The organism is Pantoea sp. DY-17 (assembly GCF_019795975.1).
Taxonomy (GTDB): domain Bacteria; phylum Pseudomonadota; class Gammaproteobacteria; order Enterobacterales; family Enterobacteriaceae; genus Pantoea; species Pantoea leporis.
Window position 1 is genome coordinate 372,641 of sequence record NZ_JAIMIG010000004.1, and the last position, 16,573, is coordinate 389,213.

Here is a 16,573-nt window from a genome sequence, read left to right on the forward strand (position 1 = left end):
GTTGTTAAAAAAGTGCGGTCTATTGGTTTTATTGTAGGAATTATCGGCAGCGTAACTGCCGATATGAGTTTTTGAACGATGAAACCTTCCGATGGGGAAGAAACTAAAAATTGTTTATTGCGCGCCCGCCAGCGGCACCACGTTATCGCTAAAGGCCAGCGGCACCGCAAGCGCAGCGGTAAATTCACCGATGCGATCGGCTGGCGTGGGCTTGCCGAGCAGATAACCTTGCAGCGTGTCGAAGCCTAACCCGGTGAGCAAACGCTGCTGCTCCTCGGTTTCGACCCCTTCCGCCACCATGCGCAGGTTAAGCGTTTGTGCCAGCGTCAACATCGCAGTGACCACCGTGGCGTCTTCGCTGCCGGCGCGCAAACTGTTGATAAAGGCGCGGTCGATTTTCAACTCGCTGGCTTCGAGGTGTTTCAAGTGCAGCAAGTTGGCGTAGCCGATGCCGAAGTTATCAATCGCCACTTTCACCCCAAGACGATGCAGTTCGGCAATGCGCTGCTGGCTGAACTGCGGATCGCGCATCGCAATGTTCTCGGTAATTTCCAGCATCAACGCCCCGTCAGGGATTTGATGGCGCTGCAATGCCTGGCGCACGCTCTCAATCAAATCACGCTGCTGAAACTGCAGAGCCGAGAGATTGACCGATACCGTCCAGTCGCCGTTACCTTCATCGTGCCACTGCTTCAGCTGGCGGCAGGCTTCATTGATCACCCAGTTACCCAGCGCGACAATTTGCCCGGTTTTCTCGGCGCGCGCCAGAAACATATCGGGCATCAGCAGGCCACGACGCGGATGCTGCCAGCGCAGCAGCGCCTCGAAGCCCATTAATACGGTGCCACCCGCGCGGAATTTTGGCTGATAGAACAGGCGCATCTCCTGATACTCCAGCGCGTTCCACAGATCGTTAGCCAGCGCCAACTGATGCTGCGCCACCGCGCTCATCGCCGGTTCAAACAGGCACCAGCCGTTACGCCCGCTGTGTTTGGTGTGATACATGGCGGAGTCGGCGTTGAACATCAGCTCCTGCTGGCTGCGACCATGCAGCGGGAAGATAACGATACCGACGCTGAGCGAGACGCGCAGCGAATAGCGATCAAGTTCGAAAGGCGCATCAATGATTTGAACCAAACGCTGCGCCAGTTTGGTGGCCTGATGCAGATGAAATTGCGGGCACAGTATGACGAATTCATCGCCGCCCAGACGCGCCAAAAGAATCTCCTCACTCAGTTCATCGCGCAAACGATCGGCTACCGCGATCAGCAAGCGGTCGCCAACGTGATGGCCCCATGTGTCGTTAATGGCTTTGAAACCATCCAGATCCATGAACATCAGCGCGAAGTTTTCATCCTGCAGCGTCGCCTGCTTGATCGCCGTGGTGAGTTGCTGCTCCAGCATCACGCGATTTGGCAGCGCGGTGAGGTTATCATGCATCGCCAGCTGACGTAGCTCGCTGTTGGCGCGCTTGAGTTTGGCGGCGAGACGCGCGGCACGCAGTTGCGCATCCAGCATCGAGATCAGCAACATCAGCCCCAGAATGCTCAGCGTGATAATCGTGACCCACACCGCCATTCCCTCTTCGCTGGCGCCGTGATGTTGCATGCTCACCGGCATAACGAATTCTGCTGCCGCCATGCCGGTGTAATGCATGCCGGCAATCGCAATGCCCATCACCAGTGCCGCGCAGGCACGCAGCAGCAGCAGGCTTTCGCCCTGGCGCAGATGAAACGCCAGCCACAACGCCGCACCTGATGCTGCGTAGGCAATCAGCACCGAGAGCGCCACCAGCGGCAGATTCCAGTAAATCGGGGTGGCAATCATCAGCGCGTTCATGCCGAGGTAGTGCATGACAATGATGCCGCTTCCCATGATAAGGGTGCCGCGAATTAAGCGGCGTCGGGTGAGATGACTGCCCTGCACGCCCTGCGCAAAGGCGAAGATGGCGCTGATAATCGCCACCAGCAATGAGATGGCGGTCAGCTCGACGTTGTAGCGCATGGTCATCGGCATCATCATCGCCAGCATGCCAATAAAGTGCATTGCCCACACGCCGATGCCCATCGCGGTGCCCCCGCCGATCAACCACAGTGTTGCCAGATAACCGCGTGAAACGGCCACGCGCCCGGCGGTATCTAAGGCGGTGAACGCGGCAATGAAGGCCACGATCAGTGAAACGGTAACCAGAACGCTATCCCAGGTAACCAGCAGCATGTGCGCTCCTAAACTCCACCCGCTGCGGAGCGGGTGCGGTGTCGTCAAAACAAAACAAGAATGATAAAGCGCCGATCAAGGGCGATTAATGTCCCCCTGCGGCGCAGTTCAATACAGAACTGGTCCAGAAAAATCTGGAGTTGTCGTGCGGATTTTTTTTATTTTCATCGTCAGTCGTTAAGCAAAAAATTAATAATATCTGATTAATGCACGAACATAACATTGAACCGAAGCGCGCGGTAGAGGGTGAAATCATCGTCTATTTAGTTTTTTTAACCGCTCGCTACCCCTTGTGATTACTAAGTTATCGGCGAAAAGTGTGAATTGATTAGGGAAAAATTGAACCATCTGCATACAGGGGCCAATTTGCTGATCTATAGTAAATAAAACTGATATAAATCATTAATCCGCCATCCAGGAATTTTCTTAGGCGGCAGGCGCTTACGCTGTCGAGTCCATTGCGGCTCTTGTTTGATTTCGGATGTATTTCCATAAATGTATGACCAGGTGAAAAAGCACTGACCTTGGATAATCAGTAAGGAATGATTATGAAACTCAAGCTTTTTCTTGTGGCGTCTAGCCTAAGCGCCGCACTGGCACCTCATGCTGTTTTTGCCGCCACCACAACGGGAACCATCAATGCGACGTTGACGCTGACCACCGGTTGTTTGGTGAACGGTCAATCGGCAACGGCGGGAGTGAACTTCGGTACCCTGAACTTTGGTAGCAGCGCAGCCACTTTTGATACGCTCAATGCCACCCTGGTTGGCGCAGCAGGTAACGGCATCTTTGTTCGCTGCACCACCGGACAAACTTTCAACGTGCAGGTCACCAGCAGCAACGCTGCACCGGCGACCGTTTACGGCACGGTGAGTGGCCAGCCACGCTACCTGATCCTCGGCTCCAACAATACGCAAGGCATTGCCTATACGCTGTATAGCGACGCCGCATTCACTACCGCCATCGCCAACAACACCAATATCGCTGCCAGTGGTACCACCGATCCCACACTCGGGACCAACTACGCCATTTATGGTCAGGTTGTGGGTGGCGGCTTTAACCCCTTGATTCCGGCAGGGACCTACACCGACACCATCAACGTGGCGGTGAATTACTGAGGGAAAGGATAATCAGGGAGGCCGTGGTGCAGCGGTGGGTGCACAGTGCAGGCGGCCTTGCCCTGCTGATAGGGAGCGTCTCCGCCTGGGGGTTGCCGACCGCAACGTTTCAGGTTTCAGCATCAGTAGTGGCAGGCTGTGTTGTCTCCGGAACCAATACCGGGGTATTTGGCACGCTTAATTTTGGTACCCAATCTGGCGTGACCGCGAGCAGCGTCAGCGCCAGCTATGTGCAAAGCACCACTATCACGCTCGCCTGCACGCCAGGCACCGCCGTGAGTATGAGCATCAACGGCGGCAGTAATTACACCTCCACGCGCAATCTCAAACACACCAGTAACACCAATACCGTGGCGTACAGCCTGTATACCAATGCGGCACACACCACGGCAATTCCGGTGAATAGCCCGATGGCGCTGAGCTACAGCAATGCCAACAACATCACGTTGCCGATTTACGGCTTATTAACGCTGCCCGGCCCCACGCGCGCCGGGACCTATACCGACACTTTAACCGTCACGCTGAGTTGGTGATGGCGTCACTTAAAAGGAGGAATGATGATGAACCTGCGCGCCCTGATCCTGTTGTTATTTGTGGCCCTAACGCCTGCGGTGCATGCCGCTAATTCGCTGATGGTGTGGCCGATCGATCCGGCGATTGATCCGGAAGATAAAGCCAGCGAGCTGTGGCTGGAGAATCGCGGCAATGCCACCACCATGATGCAGGTGCGCATCTTCAGCTGGCAGCAGGTTAACGGCCAGGAGCAGTATCAAACCCAGCAGCAAGTGGTGGCGAGCCCGCCGATGGTGCGCCTCGAGCCAGGGCAGAAGCAGCTGGTGCGTTTAATTAAGCAAACGCCACCTGAAGCCGGACGTGAAGTGGCCTTTCGCGTGGTGCTGGATGAGATCCCTACGCCGCGTACGCCGGGCGAGAATCAGGCCGGACTCACTTTCCAGATGCGCTATTCGGTGCCGCTGTTCATCTACGGCAACGGCGTGACGCGCGACACGGCAAAACCGCAGCTGAGCTGGCAGGAAGTGAACAGCGGCGGCAAACGCTGGCTGGAGCTGACCAATCGCGGTAACGGCCACGCGCGTTTAAGTAACGTCACAATTGGCGGACGCAAAATGGGCAATGGCTTGTTTGGCTATGTGCTGGCCAACAGCAGCCATCGCTGGCCGTTAACCCGCAGCGTGAGCGGTGAGCTGTCGGCCGAAATGAATAAAGGTCACTGGAGCAGCGCGGCCGCGCGTTGATGAAGTTTACGCCGCATCCCTGCACGCTGGCCGTCGCCAGCGTGCTTTGTGTCAGTCCGATGAGTAGCAGCGCGGAGACCTTCTCCGAACTGCCACCGCCGCCTGCGCTGGAGAATAACGCCAGCGGTCAGCAATACATGCTGGAACTGGTGGTGAATCAGGGCGAACGTGGCGACATCGTGCCGGTTGAACGTAAGAATGGCGATTTCTGGCTGCGACGCGGCGATCTGCAACGCGCCGGTATTCCGGCCGAGAAACTGCAAGGTCAGCAGATCGATGTCAATCAACTCAGCGGAGCGAAAGTGGAGTATGACGAACGACGCCAGCGCCTGTTATTGACGGTGCCACCCGCCTGGCTGCCGGGTCAAACCATTGGCCAGTTACAGCATGCACCGCGCTTTCCCGGTCGCGCCAGCAATGGCGCGCTGCTCAACTATGACTTTTACGCCACCCGTACCGATAACGCCGGTTCGCGCCTCTCCAGCTGGAACGAACTGCGCTTGTTTGGCCCGGCTGGTCAGTTTTCTACCAACGGCGTTTACGTGCAGCAACTGGAAGGTGGCGTTGCCGGTCAGCAGGAAGGCTATATCCGCTACGATAGCTGGTTCAGTAATGAAAACGAGAACGCAGCGATCAGTTGGCGCGCCGGGGATTTGGTTACTGATGCGCTGAGCTGGAGCAACAGCGTGCGGCTGGGTGGCGTGCAGATTGGCCGCGACTTCAGCGTACGGCCGGATCTGGTGACCTATCCGCTGCCCGCCTTTTCCGGCCAGGCGGCGGTGCCCTCTTCGGTCGATCTGTTTATCAACGGCTATCGCAGCACACAGGCCGACGTGCAACCGGGCCCGTGGTCGCTCACCAATGTCCCTTTCGTTAACGGCGCCGGCGATGCAGTGATCACCACCACCGATGCGGTGGGCCGACAAGTCACCACCACGCTGCCGTTTTACGTCTCCAGCAGCTTGCTGAAAACCGGGTTATCCGATTATTCATTCTCCGCCGGTGCCATTCGCGAAAACTACGGCATCAACAATTTTGATTACGGTGCGGCGGCGGCCAGCGGCTCCTATCGCTACGGGCTGAACGACTGGCTGACGCTGGAGAGCCATGCGGAAGGCAGCGACAGCGTGGCGATGGGCGGCGCGGGTGGATTGGTGAAGCTCGGCAGTTTTGGCGTGGTGAATGGCGCGCTGGCGCAGAGCCAGATGGACGGTAATCCCGGCACGCAATACAGCTGGGGCTATCAGTACAACAATAGTTGGTTCAGCCTGGGAACCCAGCACATCATTCGCAGCGTCGATTTCGGGAATCTCGCGCTGGTCGGCAGCCGTGGCGACAGCGCCAACACCAGTTACTCGCTGGCGCGACGCAGCGCGCAATACACCGCCAGCGTGTCGCTAAGTGACTACGGCAGCCTTGGCCTGGCTTATTTTGATATCTCCGGCGGCAACGGTGACCGCACCCGTTTATTAAATCTGTCGTGGAGTAAAAATCTGTGGGGCAACAGCAGCCTGTATATCTCCGCCAGCCGCGATCAGGATCAGGGCAACTGGAGCGGCGCCATTTCGCTGATCATCCCGTTCGGCGAACAGAGCAGCGCCTCGGTAAGTACGGAACGCGATCAGGAGGGCAATAACAGCCAGCGTCTGTATGTGTCGCGCGCGATGCCCACCGACGGTGGCTTCTCCTGGGATGCGGCTTGGGCTAATCAGGCCAGCGACAGCGGCGATTATCGCCAGGGCAGCCTGCGTTATCGCAATAACAAAATTGATACCTCAGCCGGTTTCTACGGCGATAACGACAACACCACGCAATGGGCCGATTTTACCGGCTCGGTGGTATTGATGGATAACCGCGTGTTCGCTGCCAACGACATTAACGATGCCTTTGTGGTGGTGAAAACCGATTATCCGGATGTCACGGTGCGTTATGAGAACCAGACGATGGGCCGCACCGATAAACAAGGCTATCTGCTGGTGCCATCGATCAGCAGCTATTACGGCGCCAAATACGACATCGATACGCTGGACCTGCCCGCCGATCGCACCGCGCCGAAGGTTGAACAACGCTTTGCGGTGAAGCGTAAGAGCGGCTATCTGCTCAACTTCCCGGTGGAGCGTCTGCGCGCCGCCAGCGTGGTACTGCATGACAGCAATCATCAGCCGCTGCCGATTTCCAGCCAGGTGTTACGTCCGAATCAGGCCACCGAATATGTCGGCTGGGACGGCATTGTGTGGATGGAAGATCTCGGTGCTAATAACCCGATTCATGTGGTGACGCCGGATGGACGCAGCTGCGATACGCAACTGGCTATCGCCGACGGGCAGCCAAAAGCGCTGGAAACTTACGGACCGCTTACCTGCCCGCTGCCACCGCCACCGCAAGGCTCTGCGGTGAGCAGCGCGGATAATTCACCGTCAGGGATTTCACCATGAGAAAGCTTCTGCTCCTGCTGGCGCTGTTTTTACTGCCGGGCACCAGCTATGCGTTGTGTAGCTTATCGGCCCCCGCCGCCACGTTCGGATCGGTTACCACGTTTTCCGTCGCTTCAACGGTGAATAACACCTCAAGCACCACTAACGTCAACTGCGGTTCGGGTACGCTTTCGCTGCTGGGCTCCGATAACATCACCTATGCCTTTACCACCGCCTCAAACCTCAGCGGCACGCGTGCCGTGTTGAAAACCGCCAGCGGCGGCACCGATAACATTCCGATTCAGCTGTGTATCGACAGCGCCTGCGCCACCGAATTACAGCAGGGCGGCAGCTATCGCTGGAGTTCAGCCTCGCTGCTGGCGTTGGGAAACACCCTTAACTTCAATATTCCGCTCTACTTCCGCACCGTACCCGGCCAGGTGATCGCCGCCGGCACCTATACCACCACCATTACCATTACCGTGAGTTATACGGTGTGCGCCGGGTTGAACGTGGCAGGATTGTGTGTAGGAACGGTGCAAACCAGCACCGGCACGGCGATGCCGATTACCGTGAATCTGGTGGTCACCAACGATTGCACCACCATCACTGCGCCCAACGTCAGTTTTGGCAGCGCGCCTTTGGTGGGCAGTTTCTCAACGGTGCAGCAGACGATTAACGTGGTGTGTTCGAAGGGCAGCACTTATACCGTGGGCTTGAGCAACGGCAGTTACTACAGCGGCACCACGCGGCAGATGGCGAGCGGAACTAACCGGCTGGCGTATGACATCTACAAAGGCACCACCACCACATCGCGCTGGGGACCGACCGGCACCGATCGCTGGAGCAGCACCACCTCGACATCGTTGAATGCGGATACCGTGACGCGCAACTTTACCTATACGGCGCAGATTTTGACCACGCAGAATACGCCCGCGGCGGGGAATTATACCGATAGCGTGGTGGTGGATGTGTCGTTTTAGCGGGGTGCGCGCAGTCCCTCATCCCAGCCTTCTCCCGCAGGCGGGAGAAGGCGCTGATCGCGCCGTTACCTAAACATTCCCTCTCCCGCTTGCGGGAGAGGGTTAGGGTGAGGGGAACGATGTTGCGCTTGATATTGCTTCACCATGCGGCCAATCAGCAGCGTGCCGACCAATCCGCACACCGCAGCAAAAGAGAGCCACACGCCCGGCATCGCTTTATCGCCGGTGGCATGAATCAGATAGCTCGACACCGCTGGCGTAAAGCCGCCAAACAGCGCGGTTGCCAGGCTGTAGGCCAGTGAGAAACCCGAAGCGCGCACTTCTGCCGGCATGATCTCAGCCAGATACACCACCATCGCGCCGTTATAACTGGCATACAGGAACGACAGCCACAGCTCGGCCTCAACCAGATGGGAGAAGGTCGGCGCTCCCACCAGCCAATGCAGCACCGGCCAGGTAGTTAAAATCATCAAGAGGGTGCAGACAATCAGCAGCGGACGACGACCGATGCGATCCGACAGCGAACCCATCACCGGCAGCCAAAACAGGTTGGAGATGCCGACAAACAGCGTCACCAGGAAGCTCTGCTTGTCACTCATCATCAGCACGGTTTTGCCGAACGTCGGGGTAAAGGCGGTGATCATGTAGAACATTACGGTGGTGGTCACCACCATCAACATCCCTGCCAGCACCAGCGCCCAGTTCTGCCCGACCGAACGCATAATCTGACGCATTGAGGGGTGATGTTTACGCTGGCTGAAGGCTTCGGTCTCTTCCAGCATGCGGCGGATGTAGAACAGGAACGGCACGATCATACATCCCACCACGAACGGAATACGCCAGCCCCATTCGGTGACGGCGTCTTTCGCCAGCAGATGGTTCAGGCCCAAACCGAGCAGCGCGGCGAAGATCACCGCAACCTGCTGGCTGCCCGATTGCCAACTGACATAGAAGCCTTTGCGCCCTTTCGGCGCCACTTCCGCCAGATACACCGAGACGCCGCCCAGCTCAACGCCCGCCGAGAAGCCCTGCAATAAACGACCGAGCAGAATCAGGATCGGTGCGGCGGCACCGAGCGTGGCGTATCCGGGCACCAGCGCGATGGTTAAGGTACCAATCGCCATCAAGCCGAGCGTTAACAGCAAGCCTTTACGACGGCCATGATGGTCGATGTAAGCACCAAGAATAATCGCGCCGAGCGGGCGCATCAGGAAGCCTGCGCCGAAGGTCATCAGCGTCAGCATGAGAGAGGCAAAGGGATCATCGCCGGGGAAAAAGGTTTTGGCGATTGCCGTGGCGTAATAGCCAAACACCATGAAATCGTACATCTCAAGGAAGTTACCGCTGGTAACGCTAAAGATGGTTTTGGCACCGCTTTGCGGCGACTTTTGTAAAGAGTGACTCGCGCTCATATTGTCCTTCCTGGTTTTTCTTCCGTTGTAGCGTGCCGGGACAGGAATAAACGTGATCTTCTTCACCATTGCAGTTTACAAAAATACGACCAATAGTAACAATAAATTAACAAATCGCGTGCAGGCATTAAAAAAGGCCGCTGCGGGAGCGACCTTTACGGCAAGGCTAAGTGGAGTGACGTTACTTCTTCACCGTTTCCATGCCCATCAAACCAATCTTCAGATAACCGGCTTCACGCAGCTGATCCATCACTTCCATTAGGGTGGCGTAATCCACCGATTTATCCGCCTGGAAGAAGATGGTGGTGTCTTTCTTGCCTTCGGTTTGTGCCGTCAGCGCATTCACCAGCGTCTCTTTGGTGACTGCATCGTTTCCGATGAAGATCTGCTTATCTTCCTTGATGGAGAGATAAACCGGTTTTTCCGGACGCGGCTGCGGCGCGCTGGTCGATGCTGGCAGGTTAACGCGCACATCGACGGTAGCTAATGGCGCGGCGACCATAAAGATGATCAGCAGAACTAACATGACGTCGATAAACGGCGTCACGTTGATTTCGTGCATTTCGCCATCGCCGACCGAGTCATCGTTTAAACGCATCGCCATAATACTTATCCTACGCGCAGTTTCTGTGCCGCCGCTGGACGGTTGGCTTCTTTCGCGGTATCCACGTTGCCGAGATCCAGATCGCGGCTCTGCAGCAACATCACCTGCGCGGCGACATCGCCCAGCGACGCTTTGTAGCTGGCAATCATACGCGCGAAGACGTTGTAGATAACCACGGCGGGGATTGCCGCCACCAGACCAATCGCGGTAGCCAGCAGCGCTTCGGCGATGCCCGGCGCGACGACTGCGAGGTTAGTGGTTTGCGTTTTCGCGATGCCGATGAAGCTGTTCATGATGCCCCAAACGGTACCGAACAGACCGATAAACGGCGCAACGGAACCGATGGTGGCGAGGAATCCATTACCGCGACCGGCATGACGGCTAAATGCAGCCACGCGGCGTTCGAGACGGAAGCTGGTGCGCTCTTTGATACCATCCAGATCTTCAGTACCGGCGGAGAGCTCCAGCTCATTCTGCGCGTCGTTTAGCAGCACAGCGCTGTGGCTGTTGCTTTTGAAGTTTTCAGCAGCACGGTAAGCATCGTTTAACGAGCGGGCTTCGCCCAGCGCTTGCTGCTCGCGTTTCAGGCGACGTTTCGCCCCGCTCAGCTCAGCAAACTTACCGAAGAAAATTGCCCAGGTGACAACCGAAGCCAGTAACAGGCCAATCATCACAATCTTTACCACGATATCGGCATGCTGATACATGCCCCAAACGGAAAGATCCGTTTGCATCAAATCACTGGCTACCACGCTGCATCTCCAACTTCTGTTGCACAGTTCACGATTGAAGCGCGGATCATAGCAAAAAATACCACCGAAGTGATAGTGGTTCTCATTACTATTTACAAAGCAAAGATGCCCGCGATTTCCACAAGTTAGCGGATGTTATGCGCAATACTGGCCTCACTCTGATAATCCGCAATCAGGCTCAACCCGCTACACTGATTCGTGGTAACGTGAATGTTTTGTGGGAAATGTCAGGAAAGGCAGTGATGGCAACGAAAAAAATAGACACCACGCTTGTCAGCGCGGGACGCAGTAAACGTTACACGCAAGGCTCAGTTAACAGCGTAATTCAACGCGCTTCATCCCTGGTTTTTGACACGGTCGCCGACAAGAAACGTGCTACCGCTGGCCGCGCGTCAGGCGAGCTGTTTTATGGTCGTCGCGGCACCCTCACCCATTTCTCGCTGCAAGACGCCATGACCGAGCTGGAAGGCGGCGCAGGTTGCGCGCTCTATCCGTGCGGCGCGGCGGCGGTCTCTAATGCGATTTTGTCCTTTGTCGCAGCCGGCGACCATATTCTGGTGAGCGGCGCGGTCTACGAACCGACGCAGGATTTCTGCTCGAAAATTCTCAGTAAGCTGAACGTCACCACCACCTATTTCGATCACTGCATCGGCAGCGAAATTGGCGAACTGGTGCAGCCGAATACGCGCGTGGTGTTCCTGGAATCACCGGCGTCGATCACCATGGAAGTGCAGGATATTCCCGCGATTGTTGCCGCCGTGCGCGCCAAAGCGCCGGAGGCGATCATCATGATCGATAACACCTGGGCGGCGGGCGTGTTGTTTAACGCGCTGGAGCATGGCATCGATATTTCGATTCAGGCCGGCACCAAATACATCATTGGTCACAGCGACGCGATGATTGGCACGGCGGTAGCAAATGAGCGTTGCTGGCCGCAGCTGCGCGAGAACTCCTATCTGATGGGCCAAATGGTCGATGCCGATACCGCTTATATGGCGAGCCGCGGCATTCGTACGCTGGGCACACGTCTGCGTCAGCACGAAGAGAGCGGATTGCAGGTGGCGGAATGGCTGGCCACGCAGCCGGAAGTGGCGCGCGTTAATCATCCGGCGCTGGCGCAGTGTAAAGGCCACGCATTCTGGCAGCGCGATTTCAGCGGCAGCAGCGGTTTGTTCTCGTTCATCCTGCATGAAAAACTGAGCCGTGAGCAGCTGGCAAATTACCTCGATCACTTCCACCATTTCAGCATGGCGTATTCGTGGGGCGGCTATGAATCCCTGATTCTGGCGAACCAGCCTGAAGAGCTGGCGGCGATTCGTCCGGCGGGCGGCGTGGATTTTGACGGCACGCTGGTGCGTCTGCATATCGGCCTCGAACATGTCGATGACTTGCTGGATGATCTTAAAGCCGGTTTTGCACGTTTAAGAAGTTAAACAGAAGATAAACCACGCTGTGGCGGCGATGAGAGATCAACGTATGCAATGCCACAGAAGGTTAAAATTAGACTCCTTGTGACTCGATGGAATAGCTGATGGGTGTTTTACATGAGATTGTCCAGGCGCTTTGGCATCAGGATTTTGCCGCGCTCGGCAATCCGGATGTGGTTTGGATTGTCTACGGCGTGATGTTTTTAACGCTGTTTCTGGAAAACGGTTTGCTGCCCGCGTCATTCCTGCCGGGCGATAGCCTGCTGTTACTGGCGGGCGCGATGGTCGCCAAAGGTGTGATGGACTTCGTGCCGACCATTGTGATTCTGACCACGGCGGCCAGTCTCGGCTGCTGGCTCAGCTATCTGCAAGGACGCTGGCTCGGCAACACCAAACTGGTGAAAAGCTGGTTGCTGCATCTGCCCGCGCAATATCATCAGCGCGCGTGGAATATGTTTAACCGCCACGGTTTGATGGCGCTGCTGGTTGGCCGCTTCCTGGCCTTTGTGCGCACCTTACTGCCGACCATGGCCGGGATTTCCGGCTTAAACAATGGCCGCTTCCAGCTGTTTAACTGGCTGAGCGGCTTGTTGTGGGTTGGGATTGTGGTGACGCTGGGCTACGGCATCAGCCATGTGCCCTTTATCAAGCGCCATGAAGATCAGGTGATGGCGATCCTGATGATTCTGCCGATCGCGCTGCTGTTTATCGGCCTGGCCGGCAGCATTGTGGTGATCTGGAAAAAACGCCGCCAGAAACTCTCCTGATTACGACGCGGCGTCAAACGGTAAAGTTTGACGCACGCGGCTCGCCTCTTCTCCCGGCGTCACGCCGAAATAGCGCTTAAACTCACGCGAAAACTGCGATGGACTTTCATAACCGACGCGCACCGCCGCCGCGCTGGCTTTCATGCCATCCTGCAGCATCATCAGGCGCGCCTGATGCAGGCGATAGCGCTTAAGGTATTGCAGCGGCGAGGTTTGCGTCACCGCTTTGAAGTTATGATGAAACGCCGAAACGCTCATGTTCACTTCAGCGGCCAGCATGTCGACGCTCAAACTCTCCGCGAAATGATTTTCGATGCGACGCAGCGCACGCGCAATCTGGCTGAACTGCGTCTGACGATTGACCAGCGACAGCAGCGCGCCGCCAATCGGTCCGGTTAACACGTAATAGATGATCTCGCGCACCAGCTGCGGCCCCAGCACGCGGGCGTCGCGCGGGTTATTCATCACATCCAGCAAGCGTTCGGCCGCACACAGCATCTCTTCGCTCATGAACGCCGAATGGATGCCGGAAGTTTGTGCCTGCGGCTGGAACTGCTCGTCATCGCCGATATCCATTAGCAAATCCTGCAGGCTGGCGACATCCACGCTCAAACACATGCCGGCCAGCGGCTCCGCCAGAGTGGCTTCGGTTTCGCACTCCACCGGCAGCGGTACGGTGAGCATCAGATATTTGGTGGCGTCGTAGTGGAAAACGGTGCTGCCGAGATAGCCGGTTTTACGCCCCTGAAACAGAATCACGATGCCGGGTTGATACATCATCGGCGTACGCGGCAAGGTTTCGCAGGCATAGATCAATTTGACATTTTCTACCGCGCACAGCGGCTTATGCAGGTCACTCATCAGCGCAACTACGCGCTGCGCTAGCTGGCGGCAAAGGGCGTCGTTTGGCATGCATCTCTCTTGGGCAGCTAAAAAGTCAGTTTGCCGTAAGGCTGTGCAAAGCTCCACTATTCTGGAGAATCAGGCAAGATTCTTGCAGAAATCTATCAGGCAAAAGTGCCGCACGCTTGCCACAATGATCCTGAGGTGAGGTTTGTTGACTAGACTTAAGCACATCTTTTCTACGGTAAGTCCCTGCAACAGATAAGGAGCAATTATGGCAGATCAACCCATTATTAAATTGCGCGACGGCAACATGATGCCGCAGCTTGGCCTCGGCGTGTGGCAAGCGAGCATTGAGGATGCGCGCAACGCCATCCTGGAAGCCCTGAAAGTCGGCTATCGCTCCATCGATACCGCCGCTATCTACAAAAATGAGGAAGCGGTTGGGCAAGCGCTGCAAGAGACCGACGTGGCGCGCGATGACATTTTTATCACCACCAAGCTGTGGAACGATGACCAGACCAACTGGCAACAGGCAATGGAAACCAGCCTGAAGAAGTTGCAGTTAGAGCAGGTGGATTTGTATCTCATGCACTGGCCGTGCCCGGAAAAAGATAACTACGTTGAAGCCTGGAAAGGCTTGATTGAGCTGCAGCAACAGGGCTTAACCAAAAGCATCGGCGTATGTAACTTCCACGAGGCGCATCTGAAGCGTTTGATCGATGAAACCGGCGTATCGCCGGTGGTGAACCAGATCGAGCTGCACCCGATGCTGCAACAGCGCACGCTGCATGCGTGGAATGCGCTGCACCAGATTCAAACCGAATCCTGGAGCCCGCTGGCGCAAGGCGGTAAAGGCGTGTTTGATCAGGAGATTATCCGCGAGTTGGCGAAAAAATATAGCAAGACGCCGGCACAAATCGTGATTCGCTGGCATCTGGATAGCGGCCTGGTGGTGATTCCGAAGTCGATTACCCCGGAACGCATTCGTGAGAATTTCCAGGTGTTTGATTTTAGGTTGGATAAAACTGAAGTGAGTGAGATCAGTAGGCTGGATAGCGGTAACCGTTTGGGACCGGATCCGGAGGCGTTTAACGGGTAGAATGGCGCGCGTTTCCCCTCACCCTAACCCTCTCCCGCTAGCGGGAGAGGGAACCGTAAGGTGCGTTTTGCTCGATCTGCTCCCTCTCCCGCAGGCGGCAGAGGGAATCGTAAGGTGCGTTTTGCTCGATCTGCTCCCTCGCGCGCTTGCGGGAGAGGGAACCATAAGGTGCGTTTTGCTCGATCTGCTCCCTCGCCCGCTTGCGGGAGAGGGCTGGGGTGAGGGCATTAAGACGCTGAATTCACCAATAACTGCCCCGCCGTCCCGCGATCCGCCATCTCTAACGTCTGGCTGTAATAGACAAACGGGAAGTGATCCGACGAACTCTGCGGGAAGCTCACCAGCAGTTCCACGCTGCCATCCACCCAAACGGTATCTTTCCAGCCGCGATCTTCGCCCATCGGCTGCGCGCCATTGACGTTCTTAATCAGGAACATCACGCCCTGAATATGCAGCGATTGCGGACGATCGGCGTGGATAATCCAGCGCTCAAAGGTGCCCTGCTGCACGGTGGTATCAATGCGGTTCATGTCCCACAACACGCCGTTAATGCCCGGCTCGCTATCGCCAATGCGGAATTCGCGCGTGCGCACCGCCACACCATCAAGAATCTGATCCGCCAGCAAACGCATCGGCAGATTGTCGGTTACCAGCGGCAATAAACCGGTTGGGCGTAAGCTCAGCACCAGCGTATTGGTCAGAATCGATGACGGCTCAAACAATCCGCGCAGGCGATCCATCAAACCCGCCGCCGTTCCGGCCATGATCGAGACTTCATCGCCCTGCGACATATCCACCAGCACTTCGCGACGTTCGCCGGGAGCCAACGTCAGCAGCTGCACCGCCACCGGCGCAGGCAGGAAGCCCTGATCGCTGGCGATCACCGTAAAGGGACGATTATCGGAGAAGGTGAGATCGAAGCGGCGCGCGTTCGAGCCGTTCAGCAAACGCAAACGCACCCAGCCGCGTGAGACTTCGACATAGGGATTTTGCACGCCGTTCACCAGCAGCACGTCGCCCATAAAACCGCCGCTGGAGGGCGGGTTATAAACCGGCGTGGCGAAGTTATCGAGGCGCTTGTCCTGAATAATCAGCGGGAAATCATCGACGCCATAATGCTTCGGTAGCGGCAGCGATTTACTGACGTCATCTTCCACCAGCCACATGCCGGCGAGTCCGTTGTAGACGTGCGGCGCCATGCGGTTTGGCGTATTGGCGTGATACCACAATGTGCCCGCGCCCTGACGAATCGGCAGCACCGGCGCCCAGTCGGCTCCGGCCGACATCATGCGCGGCGCACCGCCCATTAACGCGCCCGGCACCTGCAAACCGCTGACGGTCATCGATACCGGTTCGTTGAGGCGGTTGCTGTAAATCAGCTTCACATCGTCGCCGCTATACACACGCACCGTTGGGCCGAGATACATGCCGTTAAAGCCCCACACCGGCACTTTGTTGCTGTTGCCGCTGAACGACCAATGGCTGCGCTGCAAGGTGAGAAACAGCGGCTGACCGCGACGGGATTCAATCAGCGGTGGAATAGGAAGTGGCGTATCGCCCAATGGCGCGGCGGCGCGGGCGGCGAAAGGCATAGCACCGGAAGCCAGTGCGACACCGGCAGAAAGCTGAATAAACTGACGTCTGCTGCAAGACATAAAACTTCAGACCTTTTGAGCGT

General features: G+C 56.8%; 14 protein-coding genes. 8 read left to right on the plus strand and 6 right to left on the minus strand.

Annotation, left to right across the window (positions count from 1 at the left end):
• Positions 1-114: 114 nt before the first annotated feature.
• Entirely contained in the window at positions 115-2,217 is a 2,103-nt protein-coding gene (locus tag K5Y33_RS18575) for a bifunctional diguanylate cyclase/phosphodiesterase (protein WP_137386532.1), read from the minus strand.
• 548 nt (positions 2,218-2,765) lie between these two features.
• Here K5Y33_RS18575 and K5Y33_RS18580 point away from each other — a divergent pair.
• Genes K5Y33_RS18580 through K5Y33_RS18600 form a run of 5 tightly spaced genes read left to right on the plus strand, consistent with a single transcriptional unit; the run spans position 2,766 to position 7,988 of the window.
• Positions 2,766-3,335 carry a spore coat protein U domain-containing protein gene (locus tag K5Y33_RS18580; RefSeq protein ID WP_101761803.1) on the plus strand — a complete coding sequence of 190 codons (570 nt, stop codon included), beginning with the start codon at positions 2,766-2,768 and terminating at the stop codon, positions 3,333-3,335.
• A 23-nt stretch (positions 3,336-3,358) separates the two neighbouring features.
• The gene (locus tag K5Y33_RS18585) at positions 3,359-3,868 is read left to right on the plus strand and encodes a spore coat U domain-containing protein (protein WP_222234862.1); all 510 of its coding nucleotides are present in this window, start codon (positions 3,359-3,361) and stop codon (positions 3,866-3,868) included.
• A gap of 24 nt (positions 3,869-3,892) precedes the next feature.
• Complete coding sequence (locus tag K5Y33_RS18590) at positions 3,893-4,591, plus strand: molecular chaperone (RefSeq protein ID WP_222234944.1); 699 nt, start codon at positions 3,893-3,895, stop codon at positions 4,589-4,591.
• Entirely contained in the window at positions 4,591-7,026 is a 2,436-nt protein-coding gene (locus K5Y33_RS18595) for a fimbria/pilus outer membrane usher protein (RefSeq protein WP_255610367.1), read from the plus strand. Before K5Y33_RS18590 ends, K5Y33_RS18595 begins: the two co-directional genes overlap by 1 nt.
• Entirely contained in the window at positions 7,023-7,988 is a 966-nt protein-coding gene (locus K5Y33_RS18600; RefSeq protein WP_222234867.1) for a spore coat U domain-containing protein, read from the plus strand. Before K5Y33_RS18595 ends, K5Y33_RS18600 begins: the two co-directional genes overlap by 4 nt.
• 65 nt (positions 7,989-8,053) lie before the next feature.
• On the opposite strand, the gene K5Y33_RS18605 is transcribed toward K5Y33_RS18600, so the two are convergent.
• The 3 genes from K5Y33_RS18605 to exbB form a co-directional block, all read right to left on the minus strand.
• The gene (locus tag K5Y33_RS18605) at positions 8,054-9,400 is read right to left on the minus strand and encodes an MFS transporter (RefSeq protein WP_110867293.1); all 1,347 of its coding nucleotides are present in this window, start codon (positions 9,398-9,400) and stop codon (positions 8,054-8,056) included.
• Between the two features lie 181 nt (positions 9,401-9,581).
• Positions 9,582-10,004, minus strand: coding sequence for a TonB system transport protein ExbD (exbD, locus tag K5Y33_RS18610; protein WP_008103349.1), 423 nt, complete (start codon positions 10,002-10,004; stop codon positions 9,582-9,584).
• Positions 10,005-10,009: 5 nt separating this feature from the next.
• The gene (exbB, locus tag K5Y33_RS18615; RefSeq protein WP_192236537.1) at positions 10,010-10,738 is read right to left on the minus strand and encodes a tol-pal system-associated acyl-CoA thioesterase; all 729 of its coding nucleotides are present in this window, start codon (positions 10,736-10,738) and stop codon (positions 10,010-10,012) included.
• Positions 10,739-10,998: 260 nt separating this feature from the next.
• Between exbB and metC the strand changes: the two genes are divergently transcribed.
• Both metC and K5Y33_RS18625 read left to right on the plus strand, forming a co-directional pair.
• Positions 10,999-12,189 (plus strand): cystathionine beta-lyase, encoded by a 1,191-nt coding sequence (metC, locus tag K5Y33_RS18620; RefSeq protein ID WP_110867294.1) that lies wholly within the window; start codon positions 10,999-11,001, stop codon positions 12,187-12,189.
• A gap of 98 nt (positions 12,190-12,287) precedes the next feature.
• Positions 12,288-12,950, plus strand: a complete 663-nt coding sequence (locus tag K5Y33_RS18625) for a DedA family protein (RefSeq protein WP_101761796.1) — start codon at positions 12,288-12,290, stop codon at positions 12,948-12,950.
• Here K5Y33_RS18625 and K5Y33_RS18630 read toward each other — a convergent pair whose 3' ends face one another.
• Positions 12,951-13,862: an AraC family transcriptional regulator gene (locus tag K5Y33_RS18630; RefSeq protein ID WP_101761795.1), complete on the minus strand. Its 912-nt coding sequence runs from the start codon at positions 13,860-13,862 to the stop codon at positions 12,951-12,953.
• Between the two features lie 205 nt (positions 13,863-14,067).
• Here K5Y33_RS18630 and dkgA point away from each other — a divergent pair, with 205 nt between their 5' ends.
• The gene (gene dkgA / locus K5Y33_RS18635) at positions 14,068-14,895 is read left to right on the plus strand and encodes a 2,5-didehydrogluconate reductase DkgA (protein ID WP_222234869.1); all 828 of its coding nucleotides are present in this window, start codon (positions 14,068-14,070) and stop codon (positions 14,893-14,895) included.
• A 227-nt stretch (positions 14,896-15,122) separates the two neighbouring features.
• On the opposite strand, the gene ftsP is transcribed toward dkgA, so the two are convergent.
• On the minus strand, positions 15,123-16,550 hold the full coding sequence (gene ftsP, locus K5Y33_RS18640) for a cell division protein FtsP (protein ID WP_101763013.1): 1,428 nt from the start codon (positions 16,548-16,550) through the stop codon (positions 15,123-15,125).
• Positions 16,551-16,573: the final 23 nt, after the last annotated feature.